Source organism: Pseudomonas sp. BIC9C, assembly GCF_034541995.1.
Lineage (GTDB): Bacteria > Pseudomonadota > Gammaproteobacteria > Pseudomonadales > Pseudomonadaceae > Aquipseudomonas > Aquipseudomonas fluorescens_CC.
Genome location: NZ_JAWDGM010000002.1, coordinates 446,513 through 463,579, shown reverse-complemented (window position 1 = coordinate 463,579; position 17,067 = coordinate 446,513). Strand labels below are relative to the sequence as shown.

The following is a 17,067-nucleotide window of genomic DNA, read 5'->3' as shown; positions in this document are numbered from 1 at the left end:
CAAGCTAGCATCGGGGCGATTTCAGCCACAGTTCATGACTTCCCAAAATCGCGTAGGACGGTTCACAAGAACTTGTCCCTAATCTTCGCTGACTGTTCGGGCCTCATCGCGGGCAAGCCCGCGATAGACCAAAGGTCCTGATTCAGCCAGCGCTGGAGATATCCTTGGGAAGACGCTGATCGATGACCTGATAAAGGGCGCTGCTTTCCGGCCAGTTGCGCATGAACCGCGCCCGATCCCGGGCATAAGCCGGAGCGAAGCTGCCCACCGAACCATGCTGACGCATCGCATCCAGATCGATCAGCGCCCAGCGATCCTGTTGCCAGAACAGGTTGTGACCCTTGAAGTCCCCGTGGCTGATCCGCTCGCGAACCAGCTCGGCAAACAGGTGATCCAGCGCCAGCAATTCAGCTTCGGGCGCATCGCCGTTTTCAACGTACGGCGCAAAACGCTCGATGATGTCCGGCCCCGGCAGATACTCGGTGATCAGGTAAGCCCGGCTGCGCAACCATAGAAAACGTTTTTCCAGCAACGCCAGCGGCTTGGGCGTGGCAATCCCGATGAACGCCAGGCGGTTGCCTTCGCGCCATGAATGCCAGGCCCGGCTCGGGCGCCAGAAGCGCTTGAGCCAATGGGCAAAACCCTTGATGTTGTAGCGCTTGATCACCAGCGCGCGGCCATCCACCTCGACCTTGCCGACGCTCGCCGCCCCGCCGGTCTTGTACAGATGCCCCTGATCGAGCAAGGCATCGGCCTGTTCCAGCACCGCCACCATCGACGACTCTTCCTCGCGGCGAATCGCCCGCAATCCGAAGGCCCCGCGCTGGACGCTGAACAGCGTGCACTCGCGGCCGACCTTGATCAGGAAGTCCTTGAGGCGCCAGCTGCGGACCTTGTCGATCTGCTTCTGCAACGCTTCCATGGGCAAGGCGTGTTCGCTGTTGCTGAGCAGGTAATACACCAGCAACTCTTCAATGAAGGGCTCGATCGATTTCGGCAGCTGGGCGAAGAACACCCCGAGGTTTTCCAGAACCTTCTGCCGTGACAGCGGCTGACCCGGCGTCTCGCAGCAGATACCCGCGCCATCGATCAGGTACAAGCGACCGCCCTGACGCAGCAAATTGTCCAAGTGCAGGTCTTCCTGCCACAGGCCCTTGCGATGCATCTGGCCGATTGCACCCAACGCCTCGGCCAGCACCGCCCCTTGCCCATCGGACAGTACGGGCTGTTGCTCAACCTGCTTCCAGGTATCGCCCAGACTTTCGGCATGCTCAAGGAAATCAAACAGCAGCCAGCCACCTTCGCCGTCCTTCAGGCCATCGGCCAACAGCTGCGGCGTGGTCAGCCCCTGGGCGGAGAGCAGGCGCACGCCGTCCAGCTCACGCTGAAAATGCCGTGCGGCTTTGCTGCCGACCAGCAATTTGGCCAACACCGGCCGGCCACGCCAGACGCCGGCACCGACATAACGCTGCCCCGGCAAGACCCGCAACAGACTCAGCAGTTGCAGCTCGGCGGGGCCGGCGGCATCGGCCAGCGAAACGCTCAGCGGCAATACGGGATGGCGGCCAGCGGTCTTCAGTTCTGACAAACGCATCAGCGTGGCCTCTTTTGACTGCGCCGCACGGTCAAACGCTGCAGCCAGCTGTCGACCAGCGAACTGTCCTGCGGTTGATCCAGATAGGCGGCCAGTAATTGCCGCAGTTGCGACTCGCCCCACTCGGGCGCGCGACGCGCCAGCGGTTCCAGGTCCTTGATCCGGTCACGCTGCCCGTACAGCAGCGGCCGGGTCTTTTCCAGATCGATCAATTGAGCCTGATAGCCGTTGCCGGTGGCGCGCATGAAAATATGCTTGGGATAGAAGCACCCATGCACCTGGCGCGCAGCGTGCAGTTGCCGGGCCAATTCGCCACTGGCCTTGAGGATTTCCGAGTGCTGCTCAGGGCTCAATTCATCCCAACGCTGCAGCAGCGATTCGAGGTCGTCCCAACCGTCCAAGGCGCGAGTCAGCAGGATCGCGCGCACTTCGCCATTGACCTTGCGCTCCCCGTAGAACACCGCTTCCAGCGCTGGAACCCCCAACTTCCGGTAGCGGGAGATGTTGCGAAACTCGCGAGCGAAACTCGGCTCGCCGAAGGGGGCGCGCAATGTACGGGTCAGGTAGTTGCTTTGACGCTTGAGGTAGAAACCATGACCTTCCAGATCCAGCCGAAACACACTGCTCCAGCCGCCGCGACCGGTGTTGGGTTCGTCCACCGCATCGAGCTGCCTGGTCCAGAGTGCATCGAACGTGCCGAGGCCATGGCGCTCAAGCAGCGCACGGTCTTCAGCGGCCAGAAAATCAGTCATTCGCGCCCCTCGAAAAATCTCAACACGTGCCGGATGCGCTTTTTGTCCGCCGCGTTGAGCCGGGGCCGGTTGCGGTATTGCAGGTAAAAGCGCAGCCGCTGGGTCGCCGACAGTTGATACTTGGCGACCTTGTCCAGGCACGCCAGATCCTTGGTGATGCGGTACTTGAGCCAGAAACCGCGCCAGAAATCGCCGTTGGGGCAATCGATCAAAAACAGCCGAGCCTCATCGTCGATCAGCAGGTTGCGCCACTTCAAGTCGTTATGGGTGAAACGGTGGTCGTGCATGGTCCGGGTGTGCTGGGCCAACTGACGACTGACAGTATCGACCCACGCGCGATCCGATAGTTTCGGATCGCGTCGCTCGGCCAGTGCCGACAAGTCTTCGGTACGCGGCAGTTCCCGGGTAATCATCGCGCCGCGGGCGTAGGCCACACCGCGCCGCTCCAGCCCCCAGGCCACCACGTCGGCAGTGGGGATACCCCACTTGGCGAATCGCTTGAGGTTCTGCCATTCCATCTTCACCCGAGGTTTGCCCAGGTAACGCCGCAAGCCTCTGCCAGCACCCACGTAGCGCTTGACGTAATAGTTGACGCCATTGCGCTCGACACGGATGACCTCCGAGAGCAGGTCACTGGTGATTTGCTCGCCTTGCAGCGCAAACACAGCCTCGAGGCTGCCAAAGTCATCGGCCAGGTCACTGTAGGCCGGCTCCAGTCTCCAACCCGACATCAGAGCGCATCCCCGTATCGCTGTTTACGCTCGTACAGCTTGTTGGCCTTGCCATCGAGCCATGCCAGCAAAGCGGCCTCTTCACTCAGGATCTGACGCAGCGGCTGCTGGAAATAGCCCTTGAGGAAACGCAGCTTGTCGCGGCGGGTCAGGCCGATGTCCAGCGCGGAAAAGTACAGGGCCGCCAGATCCTTGTTGCGCCAGCGCGAGGTGATCGTCGGACGGGTCTGGGCGCGGTGCAGGTCGATCACCGAGAGCTTGAAGTCGTCTGCGGTCACCGGTTTGTCGGTGTGCAGCAGGAAATGGCAGATGTAGCAGTCGCGGTGGTTCACCCCGGCGCGGTGCATCATGCCGGTCATGCGTGCAACTTCAGCGATCAGCGCGCGCTTGAGTTTTGGCTCGGGCGGCTGCCTGATCCAGTTAATGCTGAAATCTTCGAGGCTGATCGTGGGCGCCAGCTCTTCAGTGACGATGAACGAGTGCTGGTCGGCCGGGTTGCGGCCCTTCTCGCCATATGCGACAGCGGTCATGGTCGGCACGCCGGCTTCCTGCAGGCGCTGAATGGCCTGCCACTCCTGACCGGCACCCAGTACGGGAAGCTTGGCCGTAAGCAGGTTCTTGAAGATTTCGCCCCAGCCGATGCCACGATGGATTTTCACGAAAAACCCGTTGCCGTCGACTTCCGTGCGTAACGTCCGGCGTGCTTCCAGCTCGCGGTACACCTCGCCCTTGAGCCCCTCGACTTCGGCGAACGGGTCGCGTCCGGCCCAGAGGCTCTTGAACGGTTCAGCCAGCATCAACTTCATTTAAGCGTGCTCCGCCAGAATCACATCGGCCGCGCGCTGCGGCATGCTGTAGAGGTCGGCCGTCTCGGCGTAGGCCAGACCATTGCGGCTCCAAGCCGCCCTTGCTTGAGCGTCGTTCAACATGCCGGCCAGGTACTGCGTCAGCTGTGCCTGATCGAACGGTTCGTCCAGCACCAGGCCGGCATCGGCCTCGGCGATGTAATGGGCGTAACCGCACACCGCGCTCACCAGCACCGGCAAGCCGGCCACCAGCGCTTCGAGCAGCACGGTGCCGGTATTTTCGTTGTACGCCGGGTGGATCAACAGATCGGCCCCCAACAGGAAACGCGGGATATCGCTGCGCCCCTTGAGGAACGTGACGTTGTCCCCCAGCCCCAATGTCGCACTCTGCATCTGGAATAACTTGGGGTCATCCTGGCCAATTACAAACAGCCGGGTACGCTTCCTCAACTCGGCAGGCAATGCCGCCAGCGCCTTGAGGCTGCGATCCACACCTTTGGTCTTGAACCCGGAGCCGATCTGCACCAGCAGCAGTTCGTCGTCCTTGAGACTGAATTCCGCGCGGAACCCTGCACGAATTTCATCGGCATCGGCCGGCCGGCGGCGGTCCTGGGCGATACCCGGTGGCAGCAGGTGGAAACGTTCCAGCGGCGTGTCGTAATGCTTGATGAACAGCGGCTGCTGGACCTCGGAAATCATCAACACTTCGGTCCTGGCGTCCCTGGCGAACACCGCCCGCTCGTATTCGGCGAAGTGGCGATAGCGGCCCCAACGGCGATACAGCGAATTGCGCAGGTTCTGTGCCTTGTCTTCGAAGCAACCGTCGGCGGCGTAGTAGACGTCCAGGCCCGGCATCTTGTTGAAGCCGATCAGGCGGTCGACCGGGCGCCGGGCCAGGTCCGCCTCCATCCATTCGCTGAGTTTTTCGTTGCGTCGATGGTTGAAGAACGCCTTGACCGGCGCCACCAGCACTTCGAAACCCGGCGGCACGTCGCCTTCCCAGATCAGCGTGTAGACGCGAATCTGGTGACCGCGCTTCTGGCACTCCAGGGCGATGCGCATGAAATCGCGCTGCAAGCCGCCAAACGGAAAATACTTGTACAAGACAAATGCCAATTGCATCAGCGCAGCTCCTCAGCCATTAACAACGTGCTCAGTCGGCTGGCGACACGCTCGGGGTTCAGACGCGTGAAGCACAACGGCCACTCGCGTTTCAGGTCAAATTGACGGACATCGTCGGCCGTCGGTTGATAGGTGCATTTCTTTTGCAGGCACGGCGCACAAGGGAAGTCGCTGGCCATGTGAATCTGCACCTTGCCATAGGCGCCGGTCAGCCCTGGATTGGTCGGGCCGAACAGCGACAGCGTCGGCACATCCAGCGCGGCGGCCAGATGGCCGAGACCGGTGTCCACCGCCACGCAGGCTTGCGCGCCGGCCAGCACCTTGCCGACCCCTGCCAGATTCAGTTTTGGCAGCACCTCGGCGTGCTTGAAACCCGCAGCGATACGCTCGGCCCGGGCTTTCTCCTGCGCATTGCCCCAGGGCAACTTCACCCCGACGCCAAGGTAGCCGACCCGTTCGGTCAGCTCGCGCCAATAGGCTTCGGGCCAGTGTTTAGTGTCCCAGGTGGTGCCATGCAGAAACACCACGTAAGGATTCTTGCGCGGCAATTCCACCAGGCGCTCGATATTCAGTCCGTAGTCGCCCAGGCCTTTGGGCAAGTCATAGCCCAACGCGATGGCGAACAACTGGCGCACTCGCTCCACCGCGTGCTGCCCGCGGGCAACGGCCAGGCGTCGATCATAAAAGCGCGCAGCAATGGGCTCGCGCGCCGAGCTTTTATCGAGGCCGGCCACCGGCGCCTTGACGTAACGGGTCAGCCAGGCGCTTTTCAGCAAACCCTGGGCGTCGATCACCAGGTCATATCGGGTGGCGCGAACGCTTTGCTTGAAGCGCTTCCACTCACCGCTCTTGATGGTCTGCCAGATGTTTTTGCGCCAGCGACGGATCGCCACCGGAATCACCTTGTCCACCGCCGGATGCCAGGTCGGGATCTCGGCAAAGCCTTCTTCCACCACCCAGTCGAATTTGATGCCGGGAATCGCCCGCGCCGCGTCAGTCAACGCCGGTAACGCGTGAATGACGTCGCCCAGCGAAGAAGTCTTGATCAACAGAACCCGCAAGCTATTTGACCTCGACCACAGTGCCCTGCAAACGCTGCAAGGCTTCGTTCACCGCTTGCGGCATGAGCTGGCGCAAGCAGTTGTAATGGCCGAACCGGCAGGTGCGGTCGAAGCATGGGCTGCATTCAATGCCCAGGCGCACGATCTCGACATGCTCGGCCAGCGGCGGCGTGAAGCCCGGCGACGTCGAACCGTAGACCGCCACCAGCGGGCGGTTCAGCGCAGCGGCGACGTGCATCAGGCCGGAGTCGTTGGACACCACCGCATCGGCACAGGACAGCAGGTCGATGGCTTCAGCCAGCGAGGTGCCACCACTGAGGTTGACCGATTCTTCTCGTAGACCGGGAATCAGCCGCGCGCGGATGTCTTCGCCCACGGCGTGATCGTTTTTCGAACCGAACAGCCAGACTTGCCAGCCTTCGCGGATCTTCGCTTCGGCAACCTTGGCGTAATGCTCGGACGGCCAGCGCTTGGACTCGCCAAACTCGGCACCAGGGCACAGGGCCAACACCGGACGGTCGAGGACCAGGCCGAACTTGGCCAGAGCCGCTTCGCGGGTGACCGGGTCGATCTGCAACGTCGGACGCGGATAAGGTTTTGGCAACTCGACGCCCGACTCATAAGCCAGGGCCATGAAGCGCTCGATCATCAGCGGATAACGATCTTTATCCAGCGTGCGCACGTCATTGAGCAGGCCATAGCGGAACTCACCACGCCAGCCCGTGCGTTTCGGGATGCCGGCAAAGAACGGCACCAGCGCCGACTTCAGGGAATTGGGCAACAGGATCGCCTGGTTGTACTGGCCGGCCATGGATTTGCCGATGCGCCGGCGCGTCGCCAGCTCCAGCACACCGTGACCGAGCGGAAAGCTCAAGGCCTGGCGAACTTCGGGCATGCGCTCAAGAATCGGCCGGCTCCACTCGGGGGCCAGCACGTCGATTTCGCATTGCGGGTGGCGTTGTTTCAGACACTGGAAAAGTGTCTGCGCCATCACCATGTCACCGACCCAACTGGGCCCAACGATCAGAATTTTCATGTGGTTTCCATAAACGAACCGGGGAGGCCTACGCCTCCCCGCCTCGAAAATCACTGTGGGAGCACACTGCACGCGATGGGGTCATCACCTTCAACATTGCTGTCGACTGTCACTCCTCTATCGCGAGCAAGCCCGCTCCCACATTGGGTATTGGTGTACCTCGATCTGCCTGACACTGCAGATCCACTGTGGGAGCGGGCTTGCTCGCGAAGGGGCCGTCACGTCCAGCATCCCTATCGACTGACACTCCGCCTTCGCGAGCAAGCCCGCTCCCACATTATTTGAATCTTGTCGCTGCGACTGGCGCGTTTCAGCGTAGACCCAGCTCGCGCCAGATCCGCATGACCTGCCGCCGTTCGTCCGAGAACTGGTCAGCCGGTATCACCCCCGGGTTCTTCTGCAGAGCCTGCCGGTGGGCAGCGGAACGGTATGCTTTATACACTTCACGCAACAGGCCGGCATCTTCGGCGGGCATCAGCCCTTCATGCTCCAGCTCTTCCAGAATGCGGATATTATCCGTCCAGCGCAGCAATGGCGGGTGTGTTTCGGACCACGCCAGGGCCGCGTATTGCACCATAAATTCAATATCGACGATACCTCCGGCGTCCTGCTTGATATCGAACGGCGCCGTGGCTTCGAAGGCATTTGCCCCGGTGCCGGCCGCCGTGCTCTTGCTGCCGAGGTTGTCACGCATCTTGGCGCGCATCTCGCTGACCTCCTGGCGCAGGGTCGGCAAATCACGTGGCTTGCCCAAAATCGCGGCACGGACTTTCTCGAATGCCTGACCGACATCCTGACTGCCCACCAGCACTCGCGCCCGCACCAGCGCCTGGTGTTCCCAGGTCCAGGCTTCGTTTTCCTGATAACGGGCAAACGCTCCCAGGGAACTCACCAGCAACCCAGACGCACCGGACGGCCGCAGACGCATGTCCACTTCATACAACTGCCCGGAGTTGGTCTGCGCCGTCAGCAAGTGAATGATCCGTTGCCCCAGACGGGTGAAAAATTGCGCGCCATCAATGGGTTTCGGCCCATCGGTTTCAGCCTGCGGATCACCGTCGTGGATGAACACCAGATCCAGGTCCGAACCATGCCCGAGTTCCAGGCCGCCAACTTTCCCATAACCGACAATGATGAAGCCGGGATCGCACAAGGTGCCATCGGTGCGCAGCGGCGTGCCGTACTTGGCCACGGTCTGGCGCCAGGCCAGTGCCAGCACTTGCTCCAGGATCGCTTCGGCGAGCCAGGTCAGGTAATCGCTGACCTTCATCAGCGGCAGGCTGCCGGCGATTTCCGAAGCGGCCACCCGCAAGCGGTGTGCCAGCTTGAAGTGGCGCAGGGCTTCCATCTGCTGTTCGAGGTCGTCCTCGGGAATCCGTGTCAGTCGCTCGCGCAACTCGGCCGCCAGCTCTGGCGCCAGCGGCGGCTTGAACAGCCGGCCTTCGTTGAGCAATTCGTCGAGCAGCAACGGGAAACGGGTGATTTGCTCGGCGATCCACGGGCTCGCCGCGCACAGCGTCAGCAACCGCCGCAACGCGCCTGGGTTTTCGGTCAGCAGCACCAGGTACGCGGAACGACGGGCCACGGCTTCAACCAACGGCAGCACTCGCTCCAGCACCAGGTCCGGATTGTCATGTTCCACGGCCTGAGCCAGCAAACGCGGAATAAAAGCATCGAGACGTTCGCGCCCCAGACGCTGCATCGCCCTCAATTGCGGGCTGCTGCGCAAGCCGGCCAGGGCTTTCAAGGCCTTAGGGGCATCCTTGAAACCACCTTGTTCCAGTTGGCGGCAAGCAGCCTCATCGTCCTGAGCCTCCTCCCACAGCGGCAACCACTCACCGCCGACCACCACTTCGCTTTCGGCGCCCTGCTCTTCGTCGGGATCGGCGATCACCTGTCCGAAGTGCCAGGCCACGCGGCCGCGCCAATACATCAGTTGTTCGTGGTAAGCCGTCCAGTTGGCGAAACCCAGCATAAAGGCAATACGCGCCTGATCCTGCTCGCCATCGGGCAACATTTGCGTCTGGCGATCGGCAATCGCCTGAATCGCGTGTTCGGTGTAACGCAGGAATTCGTAACCTTCACGCAGCTCGCTGATCACGGCCGGCGGCAGGTAACCCTGACCTTCCAGTGTGCTGAGCACCTTTAACAGCGGGCGCTGCTGCAGGCTCAAATCGCGGCCGCCGTGAATCAGCTGGAACGCCTGGGCAATGAACTCGACTTCACGAATACCGCCGGAACCCAGCTTGATGTTGTCGGCCATGCCCTTGCGCCGCACTTCCTGCTGGATCAGTTGCTTCATGGTGCGCAGCGCTTCGATGGCCGAAAAGTCCAGGTAACGCCGGTAGACGAATGGCCGCAGCATCTCTTGCAGTTGCGCGCCGGCCACCTGGTCGCCGGCCACCACCCGCGATTTGATCATGGCGTAGCGTTCCCAGTCGCGCCCCTGGTCCTGGTAATACTGCTCCAGCGCATTGAAGCTCAGCACCAGCGCACCCGCCGAACCGTAGGGGCGCAAGCGCATGTCGACGCGAAACACAAAACCGTCGACGGTCATCGGGTCCAGGGCCTTGATCAGCCGCTGGCCCAGACGAATGAAGAACTCCTGGTTATCCAGCGGGCGTTTCACACCGACGGTTTCGCCGCCCTCGGGGTAGGCGAAAATCAGATCGATGTCCGACGACAGGTTCAGCTCCACCGCGCCGAGCTTGCCCATGCCGAGAATGACCATCTGCTGCGGCTCGCCGCTGCGCCGCCCGGTCGGCACGCCGAACTGCTGGCAATGCCGTATGTACAACCACTGATAGGCCTGATCGATGCTGGCATCGGCCATGTCCGAGAGGTCACGGCAGGTCTGGATCAAATCGGCCTGGCGGGTCAGGTCGCGCCAGATGATCCGCACCTGATGGCGCGCACGCTGACGGCGCAAGGCGCGGCCAAGCTGATCGTCGGTCTCGGCCACGCTCACGGCGGCGGCAATCTGCGCGCACAACTCACCGGGAGCGAAGCTGCGGTCCAGTTCGCCGGACTGCGCCAGCTCCAGCAACATCAAAGGGTCACGAACAGACTGTTCAATCACGAAGTCGCTGGCCGCGGTGACGCGGGCAAATTGCGCCCAGCGTTCTGGCGTCCAGGCAGACAGCCCGTGGTCACCGTCCAAAGCGGCGACGGCAGCCCGGAACGACTGCTCGGCGCGGGTGACAAACGGCTGGAGAATGGCGGGCAGTTCGGCAAACGAAGGGAGGCTCATGGTCTATCCTTGATCGGCGTACAACGGACTGCATGTAGTGGTTTTCGAAAACCCACTACCTGAGGGAGTGTCGAACAAAAGTTAGAAATAGCTGAAATTTCTTTTATTTTGGCAGCCAGCATCAAGCTTTTACCTTTTGTAGTTGGAAAAAGACCAACCTTAACGATTATTCTCACAACGCAGCCGGGGGCCACAAGCCGCTCATCTGTAGTTTTACTACTCGTATATACATTAGCCGGGCTGAAATGCCGGAAGATTTGTAGTAAAACTACACGCCGCCGGAACAACCTGTCGGCAATCCAAGAATTCATAACGTCTGCCCACAAGGCCAGTCGCTAACTCAGGCAACCGATTCTGGTAGCCTTTCCGCCCTGGAGCAAGCCATGCAAGACCTCGATCCCGTCGAAACCCAGGAATGGCTGGACGCCCTGGAATCGGTTCTCGACAAAGAAGGCGAAGACCGTGCTCACTATCTGATGACCCGTATGGGTGAACTCGCGACCCGCAGCGGTTCGCAGTTGCCTTACGCCATCACCACGCCTTATCGCAACACGATCCCCGTTACCCACGAAGCACGCATGCCTGGCGACCTGTTCATGGAACGCCGCATTCGCTCATTGGTACGCTGGAACGCGATGGCCATGGTAATGCGTACGAACCTGAAAGATTCTGACCTCGGCGGTCACATCTCCAGCTTCGCTTCCAGTGCGACCCTGTATGACATCGGCTTCAACTACTTCTTCCAGGCCCCGACCGACGAACACGGCGGCGACCTGATCTACTTCCAGGGCCACACCTCGCCAGGCGTTTACGCCCGCGCATTCATGGAAGGCCGCATCACCGAAGACCAGATGAACAACTTCCGCCAGGAAGTCGACGGTCAGGGCCTGTCGTCCTACCCGCACCCTTGGCTGATGCCTGACTTCTGGCAGTTCCCGACCGTATCCATGGGTCTGGGCCCGATCCAGGCGATCTACCAGGCACGCTTCATGAAGTACCTGGAACACCGTGGCTTCATCCAGCCAGGCAAACAGAAAGTCTGGTGCTTCCTGGGCGATGGCGAGTGCGACGAGCCGGAATCCCTGGGCGCCATCTCCCTGGCCGGCCGCGAGAAGCTCGACAACCTGATCTTCGTCATCAACTGCAACCTGCAGCGCCTCGACGGCCCGGTTCGCGGCAACGGCAAGATCATCCAGGAGCTCGAAGGCGTGTTCCGCGGCGCTCAGTGGAACGTGACCAAAGTCATCTGGGGCCGTTTCTGGGACCCACTGTTGGCCAAGGACGTCGACGGCATCCTGCAACGCCGCATGGACGAAGTCATCGACGGCGAGTACCAGAACTACAAAGCCAAAGACGGCGCGTTCGTGCGTGAACACTTCTTCAACACGCCGGAACTCAAGGCGATGGTTGCCGATCTGTCCGACGACGAGATCTGGAAACTCAACCGTGGCGGCCACGACCCGTACAAGGTCTACGCGGCGTACCACGAAGCGGTCAACCACAAAGAACAACCGACCGTCATCCTGGCCAAGACCATCAAGGGTTATGGCACCGGTGCCGGCGAAGCGAAAAACACTGCGCACAACACCAAGAAAGTCGACGTCGACAGCCTGAAGTTGTTCCGCGATCGTTTCGACATCCCGGTCAAGGACGAAGAGCTGGAGAACCTGCCGTTCTTCAAACCGGAAGAAGGCAGCGCCGAAGCCCGTTACCTGGCCGAGCGTCGCAATGCGCTGGGCGGTTTCGTACCACAGCGTCGCGCTCAAAGCTTCAACATCCCGACCCCTCCACTGGACACCCTAAAGGCGATCCTGGACGGCTCGGGCGACCGTGAAATTTCCACCACCATGGCCTTCGTGCGGATCCTCGCGCAACTGGTCAAGGACAAGGAAATCGGCCCGCGCATCGTACCGATCATCCCGGACGAAGCCCGTACCTTCGGTATGGAAGGCATGTTCCGTCAGTTGGGCATCTACTCGTCCGTCGGCCAGCTCTACGAGCCAGTCGATAAAGACCAGGTGATGTTCTACAAGGAAGACCAGAAGGGCCAGATCCTCGAAGAAGGCATCAACGAAGCGGGCGCCATGAGCTCCTTCATCGCTGCCGGCACTTCGTACTCCAGCCACAACCAGCCGATGCTGCCGTTCTACATCTTCTACTCGATGTTCGGCTTCCAGCGTATCGGCGACCTGGCCTGGGCCGCTGGCGACAGCCGCACACGTGGTTTCCTGATCGGCGGCACCGCCGGCCGTACCACCCTTAACGGTGAAGGCCTGCAACACGAAGACGGTCACAGCCACCTGCTGGCTGCCACCATCCCGAACTGCCGCACCTACGATCCAACCTACGGCTACGAGCTGGCGGTGATCATTCAGGACGGCATGAAGAAGATGACCGAAGAGCAACAGGACGTCTTCTACTACATCACCGTGATGAACGAGTCGTACCAGCAGCCAGCCATGCCGGCCGGTGCCGAAGAAGGCATCAAGAAAGGCATGTACCTGCTCGAAGAAGACACCCGCGAAGCGGCGCACCACGTTCAGCTGATGGGCTCCGGCACCATCCTGCGTGAAGTCCGTGAAGCTGCGAAGATCCTGCGTGAAGAGTTCAACGTCGGCGCCGACGTGTGGAGCGTTACCAGCTTCAACGAACTGCGTCGCGACGGCCTGGCCGTTGAGCGCACCAACCGTCTGCACCCGGGCCAGAAGCCCAAGCTGAGCTACGTCGAGGAGTGCCTGAACGGCCGTAAAGGCCCGGTCATCGCCTCCACCGACTACATGAAACTGTTCGCCGAGCAGATCCGTCAGTGGGTACCATCCAAGGAATTCAAAGTCCTGGGCACCGACGGTTTCGGTCGCAGCGACAGCCGCAAGAAACTGCGTCATTTCTTCGAAGTCGACCGTCATTTCGTGGTGTTGGCAGCCCTGGAAGCACTGGCTGACCGTGGTGACATCGAACCTAAAGTGGTGGCCGAGGCCATCGTCAAGTTCGGTATCAACCCGGAAAAACGCAACCCACTGGACTGCTGAGGAGAGATTCTGTGAGCGAACTCATTCGCGTACCTGACATCGGCAGCGGTGAAGGTGAAGTAATTGAACTGTTTGTGAAGGTCGGCGACCGTATCGAAGCCGACCAGAGCATCCTGACCCTTGAGTCGGACAAGGCAAGCATGGAAGTGCCTGCGCCAAAGGCCGGCATCATCAAGAGTCTGAAAGTGAAGCTGGGCGATCGCCTGAAAGAAGGCGACGAACTGCTCGAGCTGGAAGTTGAAGGTGCCGCTGCTGCGGCCCCTGCAGCTACTCCTGCCGCGAAAGCCGAAGCTGCACCGGCTGCTGCTCCAGCACCGGCCGCTCCAGCCGCTGCACCTGCTGCCGCTTCGGTTCAGCAAGTACACGTGCCGGACATCGGTTCGTCAGGCAAGGCCCAGATCATCGAGATCCAGGTCAAGGTCGGCGACACCGTCGCGGCTGATCAATCGCTGATCACCCTGGAATCCGACAAGGCCAGCATGGAAATCCCGTCGCCAGCCGCTGGCGTGGTCAAGGCCATCAGCGTCAAGCTCAACGACGAAGTCGGCACCGGCGACCTGATCCTGGACCTGGAAGTGGCGGGTGCTGCTACACCGGCTGCTGCCGCTCCTGCCCAGGCTGCTGCACCTGCCGCCGCTGCTCCAGCACCTGCCGCTGCCGCCCCGACTGCACCGGTAGCCGACAGCGTTCAGGACATCCACGTTCCGGACATCGGTTCGGCGGGCAAGGCCAAGATCATCGAAGTCCTGGTCAAGGCCGGCGACACCGTTGTCGCCGACCAGTCGCTGATCACCCTGGAATCCGACAAGGCGAGCATGGAAATCCCGTCGCCAGCCGCTGGCGTGGTGGAAAGCGTTTCCATCAAGCTCGATGACGAAGTCGGTACCGGCGACCTGATCCTCAAGCTGAAAGTCAAAGGCGCCGCTCCGGCCGCTGCACCGGCACCTGCCGCTGCTGCTCCGAGCGCTCCGGCTCCAGCCGCTGCTGCTCCGGTTGCCGCTGCTCCTGCTGCTGCCCCGGTTGCTGCTCCCGCCAAGCCGGGCGCCAAGGTTCACGCCGGCCCTGCCGTGCGTCAACTGGCCCGCGAATTCGGCGTCGAGCTGAGCGCCGTCGGCGCCAGCGGTCCGCACGGTCGCATCCTGAAAGAAGACGTGCAGGTCTACGTCAAGGCCATGATGCAGAAGGCCAAGGAAGCGCCAGCCGCTGCGGCTGGCGCAACCGGTGGCGCGGGCATCCCGCCGATTCCGGTCGTGGACTTCAGCCGCTTCGGTGAAATCGAAGAAGTACCGATGACCCGCCTGATGCAGGTCGGCGCTGCCAACCTGCACCGCAGCTGGCTGAACGTGCCGCACGTGACGCAATTCGACTCGGCGGATATCACCGAACTCGAAGCGTTCCGTGTTGCCCAGAAAGCCGTTGCAGAGAAGGCCGGCGTCAAGCTGACCGTCCTGCCGTTGCTGCTCAAGTCCTGCGCGCACCTGCTCAAGGAACTGCCGGACTTCAACAGCTCGCTGGCACCAAGCGGCAAAGCGATCATCCGCAAGAAATACGTGAACATCGGCTTCGCCGTCGACACCCCGGATGGCCTGCTGGTACCGGTCATCAAGAACGTCGACCAGAAGAGCCTGCTGCAACTGGCGGCCGAAGCGGCTTCCCTGGCTGAAAAAGCCCGGACCAAGAAGCTTTCGTCGGACGAGATGCAAGGCGCCTGCTTCACCATTTCCAGCCTCGGCCACATTGGCGGCACCGGCTTCACGCCGATCGTCAACGCGCCGGAAGTGGCGATCCTCGGTGTCTCCAAGGCAACCATCCAGCCAGTCTGGGACGGCAAAGCCTTCCAGCCGAAACTGATGCTGCCACTGTCGCTGTCCTACGATCACCGTGTGATCAACGGCGCCGCTGCTGCACGTTTCACCAAGCGCCTGAGCGATCTGCTGGGCGACATCCGCACCATGCTCCTGTAACACCGACCGGCCTTCCTTCACCGGAGGGCCGATCGCGTTCCACGTTTCCGAGCGCCACGCTCGTACCTCAACCCCGCCAATTTGGCGGGGCTTTTTTTTGCCCTGTATTTATCAATGCAATAGTTTTTTACAGCAAATAAAAGCACGTCATAACTTTAGCAGCGCAGAAGTACGACAACCAGCGCCCACAAAGACTACATAAGAAAGCACCATCACCTGACAGGCAACTAGCTACGCAGCTACTTAAAGTGAGCTTAGTTGCGCAACACAACTAATAACTTATCGAACGGATTCGAACATGAAACTTAACACGCCGATTGTCGGCCCTATTCTTGGCCATACCACACATAACGAAGCTCGCATTATGCTGGCCGGTGCAACTGGCAACACCACAGCGCTGGCGGTTATTCGTTACCGGCGAACGGGAGAACTTAAATGGTCTACCCCACACTTCTCTGAACTTCCGACAAACGACGATACGACCGGTGTTGTTGTATTGACCAATCTGCAACCGAGCATGAAATATACTTACCAGGCCGGCTGGTGCATCCCCGCCAGCTCAACCAGACCGCAAGACATCGCTTTTGAATGGCCCGAGCAAGAACACACTTTCTGGACCGTCTCGGCGAAATCCGACATCAAGCGCAGCTACATAATCGGCTCATGCCGCTACCTCAACCTGACCGCGAATGGAGCTGTGGATCCGCAACGAGGGGATCGGGTCTTCAAGGTAATGGCTGATCAAAACCTTCGTACCGACGGCCTGGTGATGGTCGGCGATCAGATTTATGCCGACGATCTTAACTTTGCCTTTCCAGACCGCAAACTTTCAGATTTTCTGCGGAAATACCGCGCGGCTTTTTCACAACCTCATATCAAGAACATAATGAGTAACACCCCCACTTACATGATTCTTGATGACCATGAAATCGAAGATAACTGGCCCGCCAAGCGTGCCCCAAACGATGATGAACTGTACAACAACGCCATGAAGGCTTATCAGCTTTATCAATGCAGCCACAGTCCGGCTTATACACTGGCCCCTGACAACACTATCAATCGCAAACTTGAGCACTATTGGTATCAGTTTACTAACGGTAACCTTGAGTGGTTCGTGACTGACACTCGCACCCAACGCAATCTGTCATCTAATGATCGACGACTGATGGACCACACCCAAGAGAAAGCCCTGACCGACTGGTTGTTGACCAGCAACGCTAAAGTCAAATTCATCGTTACGTCAGTCATGTTTTACCCGGACCTGAAAAACGACGGCGGCGATGCCTGGAAGTCCTTCCCCGAGCAGCGGAACAGGCTCCTGGAATTCATTCGCTTGAACAAGATCAAAAACGTTGTTTTCGTTTCCGGTGACGTGCACGGCTCGATGACCAGTCGATTGACCCACTCCGAGGACAAAGACTTTGTTGTGCATACCATCGTGTCTTCGCCACTGTGCAACACCACCCTGCTGCCTTATGCCAAAACGGCCGACTTCATCCTGGACAAGCCGCTGACCACCGTCGGCACTGGCAGCTACAATCTTGCTCTGACCAGCAACAAGGTCATCGGCACAGACAACTTCGCGCGCATCACCGTTGAGGGCAACCGGATCACCGTAGGTTTCTTCGATAACACCGGACAAAATCTTCAGCCGGTCACCATCCCACTGGTCTGATGGCGGCATGACTCGCCATGTGGGGCGTATTCAACACTTTCCAGCCC

11 protein-coding genes are annotated in these 17,067 nt (G+C 60.5%); 3 read left to right on the top strand and 8 right to left on the bottom strand.

Going from position 1 to position 17,067, the window contains the following annotated elements; all coding sequences use genetic code 11:
• Nucleotides 1-142: 142 nt before the first annotated feature.
• From RS887_RS12075 to glnE, 8 genes are all read right to left on the bottom strand, one after another.
• Complete coding sequence (locus RS887_RS12075; RefSeq protein ID WP_322615568.1) at nt 143-1,594, bottom strand: lipopolysaccharide kinase InaA family protein; 1,452 nt, start codon at nt 1,592-1,594, stop codon at nt 143-145.
• On the bottom strand, nt 1,594-2,346 hold the full coding sequence (locus RS887_RS12070; RefSeq protein WP_322615567.1) for a lipopolysaccharide kinase InaA family protein: 753 nt from the start codon (nt 2,344-2,346) through the stop codon (nt 1,594-1,596). Before RS887_RS12070 ends, RS887_RS12075 begins: the two co-directional genes overlap by 1 nt.
• Nucleotides 2,343-3,077 carry a lipopolysaccharide kinase InaA family protein gene (locus tag RS887_RS12065; protein WP_322615566.1) on the bottom strand — a complete coding sequence of 245 codons (735 nt, stop codon included), beginning with the start codon at nt 3,075-3,077 and terminating at the stop codon, nt 2,343-2,345. Before RS887_RS12065 ends, RS887_RS12070 begins: the two co-directional genes overlap by 4 nt.
• Nucleotides 3,077-3,883: a lipopolysaccharide core heptose(I) kinase RfaP gene (gene rfaP, locus RS887_RS12060; RefSeq protein ID WP_322615565.1), complete on the bottom strand. Its 807-nt coding sequence runs from the start codon at nt 3,881-3,883 to the stop codon at nt 3,077-3,079. The genes RS887_RS12065 and rfaP overlap by 1 nt, the downstream gene beginning before the upstream one ends.
• Nucleotides 3,884-5,005 carry a glycosyltransferase family 4 protein gene (locus RS887_RS12055; protein ID WP_322615564.1) on the bottom strand — a complete coding sequence of 374 codons (1,122 nt, stop codon included), beginning with the start codon at nt 5,003-5,005 and terminating at the stop codon, nt 3,884-3,886.
• Nucleotides 5,005-6,066: a lipopolysaccharide heptosyltransferase I gene (waaC, locus tag RS887_RS12050; RefSeq protein WP_322615563.1), complete on the bottom strand. Its 1,062-nt coding sequence runs from the start codon at nt 6,064-6,066 to the stop codon at nt 5,005-5,007. Before waaC ends, RS887_RS12055 begins: the two co-directional genes overlap by 1 nt.
• A 1-nt stretch (nt 6,067) precedes the next feature.
• Nucleotides 6,068-7,102 (bottom strand): lipopolysaccharide heptosyltransferase II, encoded by a 1,035-nt coding sequence (waaF, locus tag RS887_RS12045; protein ID WP_322615562.1) that lies wholly within the window; start codon nt 7,100-7,102, stop codon nt 6,068-6,070.
• A 310-nt stretch (nt 7,103-7,412) separates the two neighbouring features.
• Nucleotides 7,413-10,352 (bottom strand): bifunctional [glutamate--ammonia ligase]-adenylyl-L-tyrosine phosphorylase/[glutamate--ammonia-ligase] adenylyltransferase, encoded by a 2,940-nt coding sequence (gene glnE, locus RS887_RS12040; RefSeq protein ID WP_322615561.1) that lies wholly within the window; start codon nt 10,350-10,352, stop codon nt 7,413-7,415.
• A gap of 383 nt (nt 10,353-10,735) precedes the next feature.
• On the opposite strand from glnE, the gene aceE reads away from it, so the two are divergent.
• The 3 genes from aceE (at nt 10,736) to RS887_RS12025 (ending at nt 17,020) form a co-directional block, all read left to right on the top strand.
• Complete coding sequence (gene aceE, locus RS887_RS12035) at nt 10,736-13,381, top strand: pyruvate dehydrogenase (acetyl-transferring), homodimeric type (RefSeq protein WP_111284180.1); 2,646 nt, start codon at nt 10,736-10,738, stop codon at nt 13,379-13,381.
• 11 nt (nt 13,382-13,392) lie between these two features.
• Complete coding sequence (aceF, locus tag RS887_RS12030; RefSeq protein ID WP_322615560.1) at nt 13,393-15,345, top strand: dihydrolipoyllysine-residue acetyltransferase; 1,953 nt, start codon at nt 13,393-13,395, stop codon at nt 15,343-15,345.
• A gap of 298 nt (nt 15,346-15,643) precedes the next feature.
• Nucleotides 15,644-17,020, top strand: a complete 1,377-nt coding sequence (locus RS887_RS12025; RefSeq protein WP_322615559.1) for an alkaline phosphatase D family protein — start codon at nt 15,644-15,646, stop codon at nt 17,018-17,020.
• Nucleotides 17,021-17,067 lie beyond the last annotated feature (47 nt).